We start from the raw sequence: 18677 nt of genomic DNA, 5'->3' as shown, positions 1-18677 counted from the left end.
AACCATCGCGCAGGGAAGGCCGAGTGATTGGCACCACCTGTATGCTGCTGTGCGGTTTCCTTGCGCACCATTTTCGCGCAGCGGACCGCGGGTGCCAGCCGGCACCCGGCCTTCCCTGCGCCCTCTTGGACAAGAGGTGGAATGACCAAGCAAAGCTCGGGCGATTTGCGCCGCGAGGACGCGAAACTGCGCGGTTTGCTATCACCCATGCTGACTGGCACGCCTAGCGATCCGCTGAAAGACCAGGCCCGGATTGATCCGCCGCAGGCGCGTGATGGTTTTCACGGGGGATCGATCTGGATGATCCGATTCTCGCGATCGACGGAGACAGGTCTTGCGCCGTCGGAATATCCGGCCCGCCCGCTGGCGAGGGAGGTTCCACGACCTCGCGCACAATGCCAGGCAGGAAGGTCGCGCACTCGGCAACCCCGAGACCGCCAGGGTGGTGGGTGGCCAGACCCGTAAATTTCTCAAATCATTAACAATGTTGAATCACAGGCCGGAGCCATTGCTCTACCGTGAACTTTCCGCTGGGGCTTTCCATGATCGATACCGCGACCAAGGCGTTGTTGCGCACCGTTCTCGATGAGGTGTGTGAAGGTGTTCCACGCTGTGAGATCGGCGCCAGGACCCGCGTAGCCTCGAAGCTTCTGGAGACTGCAAGCAGGGGTGACATCTCTGCGGATTGCCTCAAACAAGCGGCCCGCAATGCTCTCTCAGAAGTCCCGACGATGTGACGACGGTCATGTGGGGGCGGGGGTGAATTTCCAAGTGACGGTCCTCAAGATCCTGGTGAGCTACCCGGATGGGTTCGCCGTCATGGAGGATCTCAAGCGGGATATGGCCATTCTAGCGACCAGCGGTCGCGACTGGACCGAGCGCACCCGGCGGCTTGCCGGGCGGGTGCCGGGGCTGGACATCTTTTCGCAAGGGCTGATCGATCGGACAAATGGCGGGTGGCGGATCACGGACAAGGGCCGCGCGGTACTTGATCTGATGGAAGCTCGTCCGGCCGACGCAACGCCCGCAAGCAGGCTCGGGCCTCCTAGCGAGGAACGAGCGTCGCTCCCGAAGCTTGAGCAAACGCCTTGTGATGGAAGACGCTCATGCAAAGTTCCGACTCCACGTTGTCGACGGCCCGTCTGTCGCGAGCGACGGACGATATCTGGGTCGTGGACGACGCGCCGATCAGCGCCACGGGTCTGAAACTCCCGGTGCGCATGACCGTCATTCGGCTGTCGAACGGCGATCTCGTGCTGCATTCGCCGGTGAGATATTCGCCGGCCCTCCGCGGTGAGTTGGAGCGGCTAGGCGCGATAAAGTATTTGCTCGCGCCGAATATCGCGCACTGGATGTTCCTGTCCGAGTGGCAGAGGGAGCTGCCGCAGGTGACAACGTTCGCGGCGCGCGGCCTTGCGGCGCGCAGGCAAATTCGAGCAGCACGCATCCGTATCGACAGAGAGATCGGAGACACGACGCCTGAGGAATGGAGGCCCGATCTCGAAGCCGTCTCGGTGAACGCTCCGATGTTCTCCGAGATCGAGCTGTTCGACAAGCGCAGCCGGACACTGATCCTGACGGATCTCGTGCAAAATCTCGATCCCAACGATCTCAGCGCGCCAAACGAGGCCGCGGCAAACCTCCTCGGCATTTCCAAGCCAAACGGAATGGCGCCAGTCTATCTGCGACTGCTGCTGCGCCTCGGCGGCCGTTCGGTGCGGTCCGCAGCCGAGCGGCTCATACGGCTGTCGCCGGAGCGGGTGATCTTCGCGCATGGGGACTGGTTCGAAGCGAACGGAACCGAGCGCCTTCGGCGATCCCTGCACTGGCTGCTTCCGGCGGGCGGCTCCGGATCTGAGCCGCGGCAAATGACTGGCACGCGCGTCGTCATAACCGGTGCCTCGAGCGGAATCGGGCGTGCTACGGCGCTGGCCTTCGCCGGCAAGGGCGCAAGCGTGGTCCTGGCGGCACGCCGTGCTGAAGTCCTGACGAGCCTCGCCGCCGAATGCGAGGCGCTCGGAGGCCGCGCATTGGCGATCCCGACCGATGTCACCGATGCAGAGGCGGTGCAGCGCCTGGCCCGAGAGGCCGAAGACGCGTTCGGCGGCATCGACGTCTGGATCAACAACGCCGGCACCGGCGTTTTCGGGGCCTATCAGGACGCGGATATCGCGCTTCATCGCCGAACGATCGAGGTCAATCTCCTCGGCACCATGCATGGCGCTTTCGCGGTGCTTCCAATCTTTCTCCGCCAGAACCGCGGCATCCTGATCAACAACATCTCGCTCGGCGGCTGGGCGCCGACGCCCTTTGCTGCGGCCTATACCGCGAGCAAGTTCGGCCTGCGGGGCTTCACCGCGAGCCTGCGTCAGGAGCTCAGGGCTCACCGCAACATCCATGTCTGCGGTGTCTTCCCGGCCATGGTCGACACGCCGGGCTTCGTCCACGGCGCCAACATGTCCGGCCGAACGCTCGATCCCGGTCCGCTGCTGTATCAGCCGGAGGACGTTGCCGAGACGTTCGTGAGCCTCGTTCGCGCACCCCGTGACGAAGTCGCCGTGGGCTGGCCGGCTCGTGCCGGCCAAATTGCCTACGCGATGGCTCCGCAGATTACCGAGAACATGGTGGGGGCCGCCTTCCGCTACCTGCTGTCGCGCGCGCGCCCCGCAAAGAGCAGTGAGGGCACCATGATCGAAGCTGGTCCGCAGGGCACGGCGGTCGATGGCGGTTGGCTGTCACGCAAGCAGCTTCCACCTGCCGATGTCATCAGTCAGGGGCTCGCGGTACTGGGACTAGCTGCGGGCGTGGCTCTCCTGGCTTCAGCAGTTGCGCGTCGCGCCGGCAGATCCGGACAAGGCGTCGCCAAGCACAAACAAGTCCTGCCGAGGCAGATCAGGGCAGCGCGTAGGCCCGCACGTAATCGCCGAGTTTAGTTCCGAACGAGCCGTGGCCGCCGTCGACCGTGACGACGTATTGCTTGACGCCGGCCTCATAGGTCATCGGCGTCGACTGGCCGCCGGCAGGAAGGCGGTCCTGCCAAAGCTGTCTGCCATCGCGAACGTCGAACGCGCGGATATAGTCATCCATCGTTCCCGTGATGAAGATGACGCCGCCCGCGGTGACGATCGGACCGCCCAGCATGGGAACGCCGAGCTTGAATGGCAGCGGCAGCGGGGCCTGATCGCGGATCGTGCCGATGCGATGTTGCCAGGCCACTTTGTGCGACCTCAGATCGATCGCTGCGATGTTGCCCCATGGCGGAGCAAGGCAGGGGATGCCGAGCGGTGAGAGGAAAATGCCGAGATCAACGCCGTAGGGGGCGCCGTACATCGGCTGCACACCCAGCTCGGTTCCTGGTGGATGCGCCGCATTCGGCGCGGCCGGATTGTCCTTCCCGCGCGCCACGAGCCGCGAGACGAAGGGAATCGATTGAGGGTTCGCGATCGCGATCTGGCGTTGTGGATCGACGGCGATGCCGCCCCATTCGAACATGCCGAAGTCTCCGGGAAACACCAGCGTGCCTTGTTCAGACGGCGGCGTGAACGGCCCCTCATAGCGCAGGCGCTTGAACTTGATCCGGCAGGCGAGCTGGTCGAACATCGTGCTGCCCCACATCTGCGCGTCCGTGAGTTTGCCGGAGGGGCGGAAGCTCAATTCCGAAAAAGGCTGGGTCGGCGATAGCCGATCTCCATTCGCGGCGCCCTGCGGCACCGGCTTCTCCGGTGCGGGCACCAACTGACGCCCGTCGCGGCGGTCGAGCACGAAGATGTCGCCGGTCTTGGCCGGGATGTAGATCGCAGGCGTCACGCCGCCGTTAGAGTGCAAATCGACCAGACTGGGCTGTGACGGCATATCCATGTCCCAGAGATCGTGGTGCACATTCTGGAACGACCAACGCAGTTTCCCGGTCATGAGATCGAGGGCAATCAACGCCGAATCGTAGCGCTCGTTTTCGGGCGAACGGCCGCCGCCCCAGATATCCGGAGAGCTCGAGCCGAGCGGGACATAGACGAGCCCGAGCTTCTCGTCGACCGCCGAAATGCTCCACGAATTGGGTGAACCGGCTGTAAAATGATGCGAGGCCGAAGGCATTTCGTTCGGATCGGAGTTGCCGGCATCGAACGCCCAGATCAACCGTCCGGAATAGATATCGAAACCACGAATGACGCCCGACGGCACGCGATCGGAATAGTTGTCGATCACCGCGCCGCCGACGATCAGCACCTTGTCCGTGACGACGGGTGGCGAGGTGCCCTCGTAAAAGCCGAGCGTCTGGATCTCGCTGCCTTGCTTGAGATCGATCTGTCCCTGGTTGCCAAAACTCTCGCAAGGCGAGCCGCTCTGCGCATCGAGCGCGAACATCCGTCCGTCGTTGGTCGGGACGAAAATGCGCGCCGCACAATCGCTCGGCGCCGGCGTGCCGTCGGCAGTTACCGCGCCGGGCATGGTCGCGTGATAGGATACGCCGCGGCAGGTCATGTGCTGGAACGCCTTGTTGTGCTGGACCTGCGGGTCAAACTTCCAGCGCAATCTTCCGGTCGCGGCTTCGAGCGCAAACACGATCTGGTGCGGCGAGCAGGTGTAGAGGAGATCGCCCACCTTGAGCGGCGTTGCCTGGTTGGTGATCTCGTCGGGGTCATCAGGGCCCTTGTGGTCACCGGTGCGGAATTCCCAAGCGAGCTTGAGCTTCTCGACGTTGTCCTTGGTGATCTGGCTCAGCGACGAGAAGCGCGTACCGAAGGCGCTGCCGCCGTAGGCCGTCCAGTTCTGCCCGGCGGCAGCGGGCTGGTCCGGTTCGGGAGCCGCGATGGCCCCGGTTGTTTCGCCCTCAGGTATCGTGCCGGCAAGATCGCGGCGATCACTCGTCAAGGAAATGCCGACGACGATGGCTGCGGCTATCAACACAAGGCCAAGCGCCCATCGCGCTGCGCGCAAGCGAGGCGCTAGGCGGGAGGCAATGAAGGGCAGCATTAGCCACAGGCCAAGCGGCACGAGCACATCGCCGCGCGGCGCCAGCGACCAGAAATCGAAACCCACTTCCCAGATCGCCCAGGCCATCGTTCCCGCCAGCAGCGCGGCATAGGTCCAGAGCGCCTCGGCGCGACGGCGCGCGAGCAGCCAACTCGTGAGCAGAAGCATGATGCCCGCGATCAGATAATAGACCGAGCCACCCAGGGCCGCGAGCCAGGCACCGCCAGCCAGGAGGCCCAATCCCATGATGGCGACGACCACAATGGTGATGGCCAGCAATGGCGCCTCACGGAACCAGTTCGTTGAACGATGCGTCGATGTCATGATGGTCACTTCAGCGTATAGAGAAACGCCGCGATGTCCCGCGCGTCCTTCTGCGGGATGCCCATTCGCGGCATGGCATTGCCCGGCAACGCCCGCTGCGGATCCTCGATCCAGTCGGCCATGTTATCCGGCGAATTGTGGATGTAGCCGGCGATGTAGCTTCGCGTGCCGATCCGATGCAAGGGTGGGCCGACATTGCCTTCGGCGCCGGCGATACCAGGAATATCGTGACAGCCGCCGCAGTGGTACTGCTTGACGAGGTCGGCGCCACGGCGCGCGTCGCCCATGAAATTGTCCGGGCCCGCAGCGTTGCAGGCGGCGGTAGCGGTAGCCAGGAGTGCAGTGACTAGCAATCTCGTGATCGGATTCACCATCGCTGCTCCGCTCGGCCGATCAGGGCTTCTGGCCGAAATTGAAAGACTTGGTGGCAGACCAGGGATCGGTCGTCGAGACCTGCTCGCTCGGGACTTGCTCGACCTCGGGCGATGGCAGATTCGCAGAAAAGGTGCGGCCCCATTGGTGGCTCGGCTCGTTGCTGATCTTACCGATATAAGTGACGAGATCCCAGATCACGCTGTCGGGCAATACGCCGCCCCAGGCTGGCATTCCGTTCGGCCGCCCCTGGTAAATCGAGAGAAAGATGTTCTCGGGCTGCGAGCCGTAAGTAAAGTTGTTGTTGCTCAGTGCCGGACCCATGCCGCCGCCGCCATTGGGTGCGTGGCAGCCGATGCAGTTGAAGTTGACATAGTAGGTCATCCCGCGCTGCTCCGCATTGGGATCGCCCTGCACGGGATTCTTGATTTGCGGCGGGTCCGGCTGCGCGCCGGGATGGAGGTGACTGACCGGGACCTGCATGAAGACGCCGGGCCTGCCATTGCCGACGCTGCCACCGAAATTCGGGCGGGGAGACAGCGTCGGCATCTGCGCCTCCTGCGACTGCGGCAAAGTCTGCTGGGCCAGCCCCGCGCCATTCGGCACGACCACCAGCAGCAACGATAGGGCGCTCGCGCGCAGTACTGGACCAGACATCACTCATGTCCTCCCGATGCCGTGACCGGCAGCTCGACCAGAGGTACGCCGTAGCTTCGCAGCAAGGCGTTGATCTCGGATCGGTGCTCGTCGATGAAGGCATTGAGTCGGTCGCGCAGGGCGTGGTCACCTTTGCGCACGCCCATCGCGATGGCGAACTGGAATTGCTGGGGCGCAAAGCGCTCGTAATCCCTGATCGGCGTAACCGTCAGCGGCACCGGAGAGCGCTGCGCGAAATAGCCGCCCAGCGGCCCCCATGCGGCGGCGACATCGAGGCTGCCGCTTTCGACGGCTTCGATCAGGCGCCCGGGCGGATCGGCCTGGCGATAGTCACCGTAGATGGAATACCCGCGAACATTATCAACGATGCCCTGTTCGCCGAGCGCCTGCGCCGGCGGGGGATTGTTGCCGTCATCGCCGATCAGATGCACGCCGATCGCGAGGTGATGCAAGCGCGGATCGAGCAGGGACGAAAGGTCAAGGTGCTGGTCCTGCCGCGTGACGAACACGTAGCTCGAGCGATAATAGGGCCTGGTCGTCTCGACGAGATCATAGCCGGACGGCACGCCCATGACGACATCGCATCTGCCGGATTTCAGTGTGTTGCGGATGAAGCCGCGGCGCTGCGCCCACCAGGTGTAGGAGACCTGCAGGCCTAAATGCTCGGCCACCATGGCCGCTAGCCTGTTCTCGAATCCTGCTTCGGCGCTGTTCGAGAACGGCAGATTGTTGGGATCGGCACAGACGCGAAGCCCGCCCTCCGTGGCCGGCGCAGCCGTGGTCGCGAACGCGAGAAGAAGCCCAAGGGTGAAGCCGAGGCGATTACTTGGAAGGCGCATGGCTGGTGTCCTCACCATTCGCGCCGCCGAGCTTGAATACCAGCAGCTCACTCCCGCCCGCGGTATAGAAGGGCAGATCCTGCGTGGCGCCGGTGAAGCCCAGTGCGGCGTTGCGCACGCGCTGATCGACCTCCGCATTGGCGACGACGCCCGGCCAGCCGCCGACGCCCGACAGGATCGCGACGTATTGCTGTCCGTCGGAGCCGCGATAGGAGATCGGTTGGCCGATGAAGCCGGAGCCGGCACGGAATTGCCAGAGCACGTGCCCGTCCTTGGCATCCACTGCCTTGAACAGGCGATCCATGGTGCCGTAGAAGGCGACATCGCCTGCTGTGACCAGCGCGCCGCTCCAGACCGGCAGCTTCTCGTGAATCTCCCAGACTTTCTTGCGCGCGATCGGGTCCCAGGCCATGAACTCGCCGCGATAGCCGCCGGGGCCGGCATACATGTCTACGTCTGCACCGACGTAGGGCGTCCCGGCGATGTAGCCGACTTGAGAAGCCTTGAAGTTCATGCAGAGATGCTGATGGGGCACATAGAGGAGTTTTGTGCGCGGCGACCACGCCGTCGGTTGCCAATCCTTGGCGCCCGGCGCGCTCGGGCAGATGTTCTCGACCGTCTTGCCGACAAGCGGCGTCTTCTCCTCGTTCGGGATAATCTTGCCGGTCTTCAGATCGACGCCCTTGTAGCTGTTGACGAAGTCATACGCGTCCGCCGAGATCACCTCGCCGGTGGCGCGGTCCATGACGTACATATAGCCGTTGCGGCCGGGGTGGATGAGAACCTTGCGCGGCTTTCCGTTCAGTTCGAGCTCGACGAGCACGTTCTCGTTGATCTCGTCGTGGTCGAACAGATCGTGCGGGTTGATCTGGTAGGCCCATTTAGCGCGACCGGTATCGGGATCGCGGGCAAAGATTGTCGTGCTCCAGAGATTGTCGCCGCTGCGCTGGTTCGCATTCCAGGGGCTAGGGTTGGCCGTGCCGTAGTAGATCAGGTTCAGCTCGGGATCGTAGGAGATCCAGCCCCAGACTGTGCCGCCACCAATCTGCCAGCGGTCGGCGGGCCAGGTCTTCACGCCGAGATCCTTGCCTTTCAGGCTGTCGTAGTACGGCTTGAAATCGTCTCCGATCAGCACGTCCTTGTCGGGACCTGTCGAATAGGCGCGCCACGTGATCGCGCCGGTGGTCTCGTCGAGTGCGGTGACCCAGCCGCGCACGCCCATCTCGCCGCCGCTGTTGCCGACAAGGATCTTGCCCCTCACCACCACGGGAGCCATCGTGATGGTTTCGCCCTTGTTGATCTCCCCGAGTTTCGTGTGCCACAGCTCCTTGCCGGACTTGGCATCGATGGCGACGGTATGGTTATCGAGCGTGTTGAGGAAAATCTTGCCATTGTCGAAAGCGAGTCCGCGATTGACGACGTCGCAGCAGGCAACGCCCGCGGCAGCGGGCTCCGGCTTCGGCGCATAGGACCATTTCAATTCACCGGTCGTGGCATCGAGTGCGAACACACGGTTGGGGTAGGGGCCCGCATAGGGGCCGACCACATACATGGTGCCGTCGATCACGAGCGGCGCCGCCTCCTGGCCGCGATCGGCGCCGACCGAGAACGTCCATGCGAGCTGCAGCCGCGATGCATTGGAGGCGTTGATCTGGTCGAGTTCGCTGTAGCGCGTGTTGGCGTAGTCGCGCGCCGCCATCGGCCACTGGGCCGGGTCTTTCATGCGGTTGGCGAGATCGCTCTGTGCTGACGCGGACGACAGCACCGCGCAACTGGCGCAAAGAGCACAAAGGATGCCCGGAAACAGGCCCAGCAAACGCGTGAGACCACGCACTAACATATGTAAAGATCTCCACGGCAGTGACGAGACCGTGCTGCGTTGCAGGCCGGTTTACGAACCTACAAACGTTCCGCCTTCGCTTGGTTCCAAAATGGTGAGATCGACGAGCTATCTCACGACGTTGCCGGATACGCCGGCGCCGAGGTCGACTGCGATCTGATCTTCCTTGCCGTTACACTTCGGGTGACCAAATCCAGACGGACTTTTGCCGTCAGGTCCGATGTCAAAGATGATCGCGTCCTTCATGTTGGGGCTGACGCCGGCCGGCACGCGGTCGAGCCCGAGCTGGTGACGCACGCGCCAGGCCACATTGTGATCTGCGCAGGAACTGTCACCGCTCACACCCAGCGCCCCGGCCACGCCGTTGCCGTCATAGAGCGCCAGCCCGCCTCCGAACACGATGGTGCCGCCGACCGGCTTGCCCACCATCGGATCCTGGGCCGTGCCGAAGTTGTCCGGAGATCCGGTGTACAAGGCTTCCGGAGACGGCGGGTTGCCGAGTGCCGCGCCGAACAGGAACCCGCCGGGCTGCGCACCGGCATAGAGATTGGCCGTCGCCATCGCCTTGTCCTTTAGACTGAACGCATTCGCCGTGTTGGCCTTCTCGGCCGCGATGGCTCGGCTGCCCAGCCACTGGTCGTCGACCTTGCCGCCGCTGTAGGCAATTGCGCAGACGACGCCCTGCCGATTGACGACGGCAGCCCATTCGTTGTTGTCGAGACCTCCGTTGCTCGGGCCGCCGCCCGGCTTGACACTCTTCTTGAGGATATCCGCGAGCTTGTCATGGTCGACCGGGCACGACACCCCCGGCCGGGGTTGATCCTGCGCGTTCAAGACTGCAGGCATCACGAATGTCGCGGTGAGGATAGCCGTTGCCGCTATGAGCGATCGTTTTTCCATGTGGCCTCCGTGGAGTGTCGCAGTCGGCAGGCGAACGTTCGAAGAGAAGTTGCGGTTCCTATGCAGCGTCGCTCAGCCCGGATGTTGAAGGAGCAGGCGCGTCCCCCCACCGTTTGCGATCAGCCACCGGTGAGCGAAGAACAAAGCCGCGCCGGTATAGAGTATGCCCATGGGCACCCACATCAGGATGCCGGCGAGTTGCTGGTCCTCAAGTGCCGAAAGGCCGAATTCACCGGCGAGGGTGCCCTGGCCTGGGATCCAAAGCCGCGGCGACACGGTCAGCAGAGCGCCGAGCACCCCCGAATGCAAAATCGTGATGAACAGGCAAGCGACAGCGATGCCATCGCGAATTCGTGTGCTGCGGCCCTGACCGCGGCCATGCAGCAGCACCCACCAGAACAACAGCGCGGTTGCAAAGAAGCTGATGTGCTGGAGACGATGGATCGCCGTATTCTCGAGCGCCCACGCATACAAGGGCGGTGCGTGCCAGACCCAGAGCGCTGCGCCGTGGAGGATGGTCGCGCTCATCGGATGGCTCACAAGCCGCCACGGCCACGCCAGTATCGGCAGATTGAGCACGCGACCCGCCGCAGGGCGGAGCCGGGCCGGGAGGCTCCACAGCAGCGGACCATTGATCCGGGCGAACGCCATCAGCGGTGCCGCGACCACCATCAGGAGTTCGTGCTCGACCATGTGCGCGGTGAACAGACGCTCGCCGAGCCAGTGCAGCGGCGAGGTCACGGCGAGCGCGGCCACCAGCCATCCGGTCCAGAATGCGGCCACCTGGCGGAAGCTGACGCCGTGGCCGCCGCCCGCATGATGCCAGAGCCGCTGCGTTCCGACATAGAAGGCGATACCGACGGCATAGAGCGGGGCCATGAGCCAGGGATCGTAGCTCCACAGCGAGCCGGGATCGACCTCCGATAGTCCGTGCGCGGCGGCCGGTCCCGCGAGCAGCGCAAGCAGCAGTGCTGCAAGGCTCAGCGCAGGCATGGGCTGATCATGAGCGAGGCGGCGAACTGGTTCGCAATCACCAACGCAAACAGCACGCCGGAGCCGACGCCAAGCCAGGCCATGAACGTTCGTGGCCCGCCACCCCGCGCATCGGCCCATTCAGCCCCCGCGCCGCGCCGAACCGCGCGGGCCGATATGACAGTGCCTGCGAGGGCGACGATAGCCAGAACCGCACTCATGATCGTGCCGCTGATCCTGGTCTGTTCGCAGGAGAAGTGCGCGAGCACGTAGGCGCCCTGCAAATTGATACCCCACGCGATGGGCCCAAGCGCAACGCCGGCCCAGTAGAGCAGTCTGGATTGTTGATCGGTTGCGGTCATAGGCGTGGCACCCAATCCAGCAAGACATAGAGCGGCAGCCAGGCGAGCACGACGAAGTTCCAATAAAACACGTTGTCGGTCACGTCGCTGAACCGGCGCGGTTTCGCATGACGCGTGAACATCAACACTGCCAGCACGACCGTGTCGCCGACATCGGTGGCAAGGTGGGTCGTGTGCAGCCCCAGAATGAGCCATACGATCGAGCCGTAGGCTGAATTGTCCCAGCGGGTGTTGAGATGTGCGAACTCGAAGCCGCGCAGCACTAGGAGCGCGATGCCGATCAGGGCCATCACGATGAGACCGATCCGCACCTTCGCGATATCCTGGCGGTGCGCGGCGCGGTTGGTGAACTCGTTGGGAATGATGCTCAACACATAAATCACGGTCTCGACCGTCCCCGGCCAGAGATCCGGCGGGGAGGCTCCGATCGGCCAGCTCGGGTTAACTGCGTAGAGATAAAGGTACGCGCCGATTGCAACGGCAAAGCCCATGCCTTCGAGGGCCATGAAACCCATGGCGCCCCACCACGGGCCACTGCGCGGGCCGTAGCCGTAAGTCGGCAGGTCCGAGACGTCGTGGACGATGGTCTGTCTCACTCCTCGTCCTCCTTGCTGCCGCTCGGCCAGAACCAGCCGATCAAAGTCACGGCCATCGGCGGCGTGCCCCAGAGCACCGCCCAAGGCGTGAAGATCGATCCGATGAAGAATATCGTCGTTGCGATGGCTGTGAGCAGGGGCCAGATGCTCGGCTCGGGCGAAGCCTCGCGGATCTGGGGCTCGGCTTCCGCAAGCGAGGTCAGCAGGACCTCGCGCCGCTCGGCACTCAGACCCGCGACCACAGACAGGCTCTCGCTATCGGCCCACAGCGGATCGCGGTGCTTGACAACCGGAATGCGGTCGAAGTTCTGCGGCGGAGGCGGCGACGAGGTCGCCCATTCCAGCGTCGAGGCATTCCAGGGATTGTCGCTTGCAAGCGCGCCTTTGCGAAGGCTGTAGATCACATTGGCCAGAAGAACCGCGAAGCTAAACGCGAAAACGAGAGCACCGCCGCTGGACACGAGGTTCAGGTGCGCCCAGTCCATGTCGGCGGTATAGGTGTAGACCCGGCGCGGCATTCCGATCAGCCCAAGGATGTGCATCGGGAAGAAGGCGACGTTGAAGCCGATGAAGGCCAGCCAGAAATTCCAGCGTCCGAGTCTTTCGCTCAGCATGCGGCCTGCGATCTTGGGAAACCAATAGTAGACCGCGCCGACCAGCGGGAAGACTGCGCCGCCGATCAGGACATAATGGAAGTGGGCCACGACGAAATAGGTGTCGTGCACCTGGGTGTCGATCGGCACCGAGGCGACCATCACGCCGGACAACCCGCCGAGCACGAAGATGACGATGAAGCCGATCACGAACAGCAGCGGCGTCCGGTACACCGGACGTCCATCCCAGAGCGTTGCCAGCCAGCAGAAAATCTGCAGCCCGCTCGGCACCGCGATCAGCATGCTGGAGGCCGTGAAGAGGGCCGCGCCGAGTTGGGGCAGGCCCGTGACGAACATGTGGTGGACCCAGAGGCCGAACGACAGGAAGCCGGTCGCGATCAAGGAGAGGATCACGACGGGATAGCCGATCACCGGCCGCCGCGCGAACGTCGCGAGGATCGCCGAGACCATTCCCGTACCCGGGATGAAGATGATGTAGACCTCGGGATGGCCGAAGAACCAGAACAGATGCTGCCAGAGCAGGGGATGCCCACCCGATGAGGAGTCGTAGAAGCGCGTATTGACGAGCCGATCAAGGATCAGTGACGTCGATGCGACCATGATCGACGGCATCGCGAACATCACAAGGAAGGCCGTCACCAGCATGGCCCAGACGAACAGGGGAATGCGGTCGAGCGTCATGCCGGGCGCGCGGAGCTTGAACACGGTGACGACGATCTCCACGGCGACTGCGAGCGCCGCGACCTCGGTAAAGGTGATCATCTGTGCCCAGACATCGGCCCGCTTCGTCGGTGTGAACTGCAGGCTCGAGAGGGGAACGTACGAAAACCAGCCGACATCGGGACCGACGTTGAACAGGAACGAGATCCACAGAAAGCAACCGCCGAACAGAAACATCCAATAGCTGAAGGCATTCAGGCGCGGAAACGCGATGTTACGCGTGCCGACCATCAACGGCACCAGATAGACGGCGAACGCCTCCATGACCGGGACGGCGAACAGGAACATCATCGTCGAGCCGTGCATCGTGAAGACCTGATTGTACTTGTCGGCGGAGAGAAACGTCTTCTCCGGCCCGGCAAGCTGAACACGCATCAGGATCGCGAGAATGCCGCCGAGAAGCAGGAAGGCGAATGCGGTCAGGATATAGCGGCGTCCAACGACCTTGTGGTCGACCGACATGAGCGCACCGACAAGTCCAGACGGCGTGCGCCACACCCGCTCGAGCTGCATCGAAAGCTGCAGGCCGTTCAGGACGTCGTCCCGCAACTCATTTGGTTCAGCGGCCATGCTCACTTGAGCTGCTCCAGATAATGAATGATCGCGATCATTTCGTCCGATTGCAGCGGCATCTTCGGCATCAGATTGCCGGGTTTGATGTGCTGGGGATCGGCGATCCAGGCGCCGAGCGTGGCCGACGTATTCGGCAACGTTCCCGCCGCGATCGTCGTGCGGCTGCCGATATGCGTGAGGTCCGGACCCAGCTGCCCGCCGGCCATCGTACCGCTGATGTTGTGACACAATGCGCAGCCGCGTCCTCGAAACAGAGCTTCACCCTGCTTGCCGAGTTGATCGGTAGGGCTGTTCGCGCTCTGGTTTTCATGATCGCGCCAGCGCCCGAACTCGTCGGGCGACATCGCGATCACGGCGAACGCCATATGGGCGTGCTGGATCCCGCAGAACTCGGCGCATTGCCCGCGATAGATGCCCGCGTTCTTCGCCGTGAATTGCAGCTCGTTCTTCTGCCCGGGGATCAAGTCCATCTTGCCGGTCAGGCTGGGCACCCAGAAGCTGTGGATCACGTCGGCGGATTCCAGCTCGACTTTCACCGGCTGGCCGGTCGGGATCCGGATCTCGTTGGCGGTCACGAAACTCTGGTGCGGACTGTCGGCTTCATAGCGAACCTCCCACCACCATTGATGGCCGATGATCTTCAACGTGAGGGCATTCTCGTCCTTGGCGAAGACGGTGCGTTGTCCGGCATAGCTGACGAAGGAGAGACCGAGCACGACGACGGTGGTCGCAATCCCAAGCGCCAGGACGACGCGCCCGGAGCGTTGTTCGAAGGGCTGGTGGAGGTCCAGCGGCTGATCGGCTGTGCGATTCCGGCGTAATAGCCCCAGGCCCAGAACGATGACGACGGCGGTCCAGACGATCGCCGCGACAATGAGGAAGATGAATAGCGTATGCCGAATCTGCTCAGACTGCAGCCCTTGAGGGTCAAGCGCCGACTGCTGGCCCGCGCACGCAGCAAGCGGCCAGGTCATGCACAACACCAGAAGCCTTCGCACCCAGACCTGCATTGACGCTTTGTCGCACTCCGCTTCACAGGCGGAACCGGGCAGGCCTACAAAGGTTCCTATGCGCTAACCGGAACGGTTGGCCGAAGAAGGACATGTCCGACATCGATCATCGGGCTAGAATGGCCAGCCCTTCACGGCGATCACGATCGCCGCGTCGCCAGCGGCCATCAGCAGCAGGACGGCGAGACCGGCGATGACCGCGCCCGGCTGGGCAAGCACGCGCAGCTGTCCAAGCATTTGTTGGCTCCAAAACGCAGCAATGCCGCGATGCGCCTGAGGGTTCCTGCGGGTCTGCCGGGGGTTGACATGCGAGCGCCGGAACGAAGACTCGAGATCGCGCGCTCCTGCGACGAATTTGAGGGTTCACGTGCCGCGCTATCATTTCGATCTGGTCGACTCCAAGACCGTTGCAGACGAGGGAGGTGCTGAATTACCCGACGACATCATGGCGCTGGATGTTGCCGAGGAGATCGCGAGGAGACTTCTTGCGGAGCGTCCCGAACTCAGGAATCGTCATTTTTCCATCCTGGTCACGAACGAGGAGGGTGAGGAGATCGGGAAAGTGCCCCTGGATGTCCTGCACTGAAGACCATCCAAGACGGTGCACAGATTGCATCGAATCACCTAAAGGTTGCTTTTGGGAATCTCGCTCTGAACGCGCCATGAATCGTCAGGAACGCCGGGCTGCTGCTCGAGAATCTCGCAAATCCAAAGGCCGCGCAGATTCTACCACACCGGTCGCTGCGCTTTTTGAGTCTGGGTTCGTCCACATGCGAGCCGGACAATTTCGCGACGCGGAGGTCTGTTGCCGCCAGGCTATTGCACTGGACGCCAACCACGCAGACTCGCTCCACTTGATGGGTTTACTATCCCAACAGGTCAAGCGCTATGACCACGCACACCAGTGGATTTCTGGCGCAATACGACAGGATCCCAAGCCAGTATACTTCCTCAGCCTTGGAATCGCCTTTCTGTCGCAAGGAGATCACAACGAGGCGCTGAAGGCCTTCGATAAGGCGCTCGAGCTGGGATTAGACGATCCCAGTCTGTGGCTGTCTCACGGCCAGACCCTGGTGAAACTGGAACGACCTGGCGACGCTCTGATCAGCTTTCAGCACGCGCTCAAGCTCAGTCCACAATATTGGGAGGCTGCGAACCAGTGTGGGATCCTTCTCCATCAACTGGGGCGAACCGAGGAGTCGCTTTCATATATCAACATATGCAACCAGTTGCGGCCAAATCACCTTCCAACCCTGCAACAGAGAGCGGCATTGCTGCACGGCTTGAAGCGGTTCGAGGACGCACTAGCGATCTGCCGCGATGCGTATGAACTCGACCCCGACAACGCCAACATCTGCAATAATCTCGGTATTGCACTAAGATTTTTGAAGGAAGATGAGGAATCATTGCAATGGTTCGACCGGGCCTTGGAGCTTCAATCAAACTTCGGAGATGCGCTTCACAATAAGGCGGTCGCGCTGACCAAGATGCATAAATTCGAGGAGGCTTTCGCGATTTATGATCGCCTAAAAGCTTCTGATCCAAACGACGTCATAGCAGATTTGGGAATTGCGCATCTTCATTTGTTAATGGGAGACTTCGAGGCAGGTTGGACTGGCCGCGAGGTGCGTTGGAAGAGTTCTACTCTTGGAGGGGACTATGCAAAAGTCCAGCAGCCCATTTGGCTTGGAAACGAGAGTCTCGAAGGCAAGACGATCTTGATCGCTGCGGATGAAGGCTTAGGGGATACAATTCAGTTCGTCCGCTACGTTCCTATGGTGGCGAGGCTAGGCGCTCAAATTATCCTTGTCGTTCAGGATGCGCTGCATTCTCTCTTGTCGCGTTTTTCGGGCATTGCTCAGTGCATTCCCTTGTCGGCGAGTAGTCACCTGCCGGCCTTCGATTTTCATTGCCCAATCATGAGCTTGCCGTTGTCGCTCAAGACGAGGTTGGAGTCTATCCCGTCTGCTATCTCGTATCTTCCCAATCCGCCAAGAGCTCGTGTGCGCGCTTGGAAAGAACGACTCGGCCCTCATCACAAGTTTCGCGTGGGGCTAGTATGGTCAGGAAACCCGGAGCATCTTGACGATTACAATCGATCGATACCATTGCGAACCCTCTCAAGTGTCCTGGATGTCAGCGCCACCTTCGTCAGCCTCCAGAAGGATCCGGGATCGAACGACAGAAAGGCTATGCAAGAGCGCCCGGGGCTTCTCGACTTCAGTGACGACCTAACCGATTTCGTAGAGACTGCGGCCTTAATCAAGTGTCTTGATCTCGTTGTCGCGGTAGACACCAGTGTTGCACATCTCGCCGCCTCGCTAGGACGGCCGACATGGGTTCTGTTACCTTACACTCCGGATTATCGCTGGTTGCTCGACCGCGACGATAGCCCTTGGTATCCGACCATGCGCCTGTTTCGACAGACGTCATCCCGAGATTGGCGAGAGGTGCTCGACCAAGTGCGAAGCGAGCTCAGACTTCGGACCTTTTTATTCGAAGGATTCCAGGCATCCGCGGCGTTCGAGAACCCTTTTCGTTAGGCGGATAGCAATGCTCTCTCTTGCCCGCCGTGATTTTTATTCCGGTTGAACTGGCCACCCGTTCAGGCGAAGGATGCGTGCGAGCCGCTTCAAGACATGAGGGCACACGCTCATGTTTCACCTTATCGAATGTGAGTTAGGCGTTTAAAATATTACGACGATCGCTTTTCCGTGGCCCCCATGATGGATTGGACCGAGAGTTCAGTATTTTCAGTTGGTTAGAAGGCGGCGCGTGCACGACGTGTGCACCGGGAGATCAAGAAGAATACATTGACGGCAAGCGTGGGCGATCACGCCTTGAGGCAATTTGACGTCTGCAGAAGCTAGCGCGCCTGGCTTCCGATTTTCACAGTGGGTGAATCCACCAGCGAAGTTTCTCAGAGCAGCTGACTCTTAATCAGCGGGTCCGAGGTTCGAGCCCTTGGTGCGCCCACCATCCTTAAGAAATTGGCCCGCAAGGGCTCTTTTAAACTCCTCGGCAGACCAAACCGGGTCTCGTACGACGCTCTTAATGGTCGTACGTCGCACGCCGTGCGACGAGGCGGATAATTAGGACCGAAGCCCATCCACTACTGTAACACGAGCCATACCGGTCTGCGTTCAGCTCTTCATGCCTTTCTTCCGCACCTGCAATTCAAGCCTGTGGATGCCGGAATCGGCGCGAGCCGCATTGCGGGCGCGGTAGTGCTTCACGATGGTCTGCGCACTTCGGTTTGAATGCCCAGTGATGTCGCAAATCGTCAGCAAGTCTCAGCCTGCCCGATCGAGCAGCATGACGCAGTTATCACGTAAGTCCTGGTCCTGCTTTTGGTCGAGTTCGCCGGCTCCGTGACGAACATCAGCGTGCGGCAAGGCTTCAGACGCCACGCTGCCTCATCGCTATTGCTGTCGCGTGCGGCCTGCGCACCCAGCTAGTCCGTTAATGCACGCTTGCGCCCATCGACCGCTCGAGCGCGTTGTCGCGCGCGAGAAAGCCGAAGATAGCAACGGCCCGGGCGGTAGACACTTAAATGCGAAATGTGCAGCACCTTGCTCAAGCCTCACCGCGGGAGGACAGTGAAGTTCACTCCCTTCAGGGCAGTCGAGCTGCACAGTCTCTACCTCGTTCACTAACGCAGGTTAGATCGGGTTCCAGTCAGTCCTCGGGGGTCTGCTCCCCCGCGGCTCGCCGTCGCTGCGATCGAGTGCTCGGAGGCGACCGCAATGCAGGTACAGCCGAGGCGCTTCGCTCCGCCTCTTTGACTTTAAGCCGGAGATCTTCCAGCTCTGACAGTTGACAAACGAGGTCGTTCAACCGTTGGACAAGAAGGACCGAGCGATAACCCTGCATCAACGCCCTCCTGAGTCTGCAGCTATCCAGACAGCAAAAGGACCCAGCCTCGGG

Annotated in this window: 17 protein-coding genes; 5 read left to right on the top strand and 12 right to left on the bottom strand. The window is 62.0% G+C overall.

Going from position 1 to position 18677, the window contains the following annotated elements; all coding sequences use genetic code 11:
- The first annotated feature begins 542 nt into the window (after positions 1-542).
- From ABIB80_RS27795 to ABIB80_RS27785, 3 genes are read left to right on the top strand one after another with little or no spacing between them, the layout of a single operon-like run.
- A complete protein-coding gene (locus ABIB80_RS27795; protein ID WP_083869813.1) occupies positions 543-737 on the top strand; it encodes a hypothetical protein in 195 nt (64 codons plus the stop codon).
- A gap of 22 nt (positions 738-759) precedes the next feature.
- Positions 760-1206 (top strand): hypothetical protein, encoded by a 447-nt coding sequence (locus ABIB80_RS27790; RefSeq protein ID WP_354128837.1) that lies wholly within the window; start codon positions 760-762, stop codon positions 1204-1206.
- The gene (locus tag ABIB80_RS27785) at positions 1107-2933 is read left to right on the top strand and encodes an SDR family oxidoreductase (RefSeq protein ID WP_354128836.1); all 1827 of its coding nucleotides are present in this window, start codon (positions 1107-1109) and stop codon (positions 2931-2933) included. The genes ABIB80_RS27790 and ABIB80_RS27785 overlap by 100 nt, the downstream gene beginning before the upstream one ends.
- Here ABIB80_RS27785 and ABIB80_RS27780 read toward each other — a convergent pair.
- The 12 genes from ABIB80_RS27780 to ABIB80_RS27725 form a co-directional block, all read right to left on the bottom strand.
- Positions 2893-5295: a glucose/quinate/shikimate family membrane-bound PQQ-dependent dehydrogenase gene (locus ABIB80_RS27780; RefSeq protein ID WP_354128835.1), complete on the bottom strand. Its 2403-nt coding sequence runs from the start codon at positions 5293-5295 to the stop codon at positions 2893-2895. The two genes, ABIB80_RS27785 and ABIB80_RS27780, sit on opposite strands and share 41 nt — an antisense overlap.
- A 5-nt stretch (positions 5296-5300) precedes the next feature.
- Positions 5301-5582 (bottom strand): c-type cytochrome, encoded by a 282-nt coding sequence (locus ABIB80_RS27775; RefSeq protein ID WP_354128834.1) that lies wholly within the window; start codon positions 5580-5582, stop codon positions 5301-5303.
- A gap of 106 nt (positions 5583-5688) precedes the next feature.
- Entirely contained in the window at positions 5689-6324 is a 636-nt protein-coding gene (locus ABIB80_RS27770) for a c-type cytochrome (RefSeq protein WP_219680107.1), read from the bottom strand.
- Positions 6324-7163, bottom strand: coding sequence for a substrate-binding domain-containing protein (locus tag ABIB80_RS27765; RefSeq protein ID WP_354128833.1), 840 nt, complete (start codon positions 7161-7163; stop codon positions 6324-6326). The genes ABIB80_RS27770 and ABIB80_RS27765 overlap by 1 nt, the downstream gene beginning before the upstream one ends.
- A complete protein-coding gene (locus ABIB80_RS27760) occupies positions 7147-9003 on the bottom strand; it encodes a methanol/ethanol family PQQ-dependent dehydrogenase (protein ID WP_354128832.1) in 1857 nt (618 codons plus the stop codon). The genes ABIB80_RS27765 and ABIB80_RS27760 overlap by 17 nt, the downstream gene beginning before the upstream one ends.
- 108 nt (positions 9004-9111) lie before the next feature.
- The gene (locus ABIB80_RS27755; protein ID WP_007592930.1) at positions 9112-9903 is read right to left on the bottom strand and encodes a GlcG/HbpS family heme-binding protein; all 792 of its coding nucleotides are present in this window, start codon (positions 9901-9903) and stop codon (positions 9112-9114) included.
- A gap of 72 nt (positions 9904-9975) precedes the next feature.
- On the bottom strand, positions 9976-10896 hold the full coding sequence (locus tag ABIB80_RS27750) for a cytochrome c oxidase assembly protein (RefSeq protein ID WP_219680097.1): 921 nt from the start codon (positions 10894-10896) through the stop codon (positions 9976-9978).
- Complete coding sequence (locus ABIB80_RS27745; protein WP_007592927.1) at positions 10884-11237, bottom strand: hypothetical protein; 354 nt, start codon at positions 11235-11237, stop codon at positions 10884-10886. Before ABIB80_RS27745 ends, ABIB80_RS27750 begins: the two co-directional genes overlap by 13 nt.
- Positions 11234-11833 (bottom strand): cytochrome c oxidase subunit 3, encoded by a 600-nt coding sequence (locus tag ABIB80_RS27740; RefSeq protein ID WP_354128831.1) that lies wholly within the window; start codon positions 11831-11833, stop codon positions 11234-11236. Before ABIB80_RS27740 ends, ABIB80_RS27745 begins: the two co-directional genes overlap by 4 nt.
- On the bottom strand, positions 11830-13737 hold the full coding sequence (ctaD, locus tag ABIB80_RS27735; protein WP_354128830.1) for a cytochrome c oxidase subunit I: 1908 nt from the start codon (positions 13735-13737) through the stop codon (positions 11830-11832). Before ctaD ends, ABIB80_RS27740 begins: the two co-directional genes overlap by 4 nt.
- Before the next feature lie 2 nt (positions 13738-13739).
- Positions 13740-14714: a cytochrome c oxidase subunit II gene (gene coxB, locus ABIB80_RS27730; RefSeq protein WP_354128829.1), complete on the bottom strand. Its 975-nt coding sequence runs from the start codon at positions 14712-14714 to the stop codon at positions 13740-13742.
- Between the two features lie 150 nt (positions 14715-14864).
- Positions 14865-14987 (bottom strand): hypothetical protein, encoded by a 123-nt coding sequence (locus ABIB80_RS27725; protein WP_007592920.1) that lies wholly within the window; start codon positions 14985-14987, stop codon positions 14865-14867.
- A gap of 130 nt (positions 14988-15117) precedes the next feature.
- Here ABIB80_RS27725 and ABIB80_RS27720 point away from each other — a divergent pair, with 130 nt between their 5' ends.
- Together ABIB80_RS27720 and ABIB80_RS27715 are read left to right on the top strand one after the other, a co-directional pair.
- The gene (locus ABIB80_RS27720) at positions 15118-15336 is read left to right on the top strand and encodes a DUF6894 family protein (protein ID WP_007592918.1); all 219 of its coding nucleotides are present in this window, start codon (positions 15118-15120) and stop codon (positions 15334-15336) included.
- Positions 15337-15412: 76 nt separating this feature from the next.
- Positions 15413-17293 carry a tetratricopeptide repeat protein gene (locus ABIB80_RS27715; RefSeq protein ID WP_354128828.1) on the top strand — a complete coding sequence of 627 codons (1881 nt, stop codon included), beginning with the start codon at positions 15413-15415 and terminating at the stop codon, positions 17291-17293.
- The last annotated feature ends 1384 nt before the right edge of the window (positions 17294-18677 follow it).

This window comes from Bradyrhizobium sp. i1.15.2 (assembly GCF_040548425.1).
Lineage (GTDB): Bacteria > Pseudomonadota > Alphaproteobacteria > Rhizobiales > Xanthobacteraceae > Bradyrhizobium > Bradyrhizobium canariense.
The sequence above is the reverse complement of the archived record's forward strand: the minus strand, read 5'-3'. Positions and strand labels throughout refer to the sequence as shown.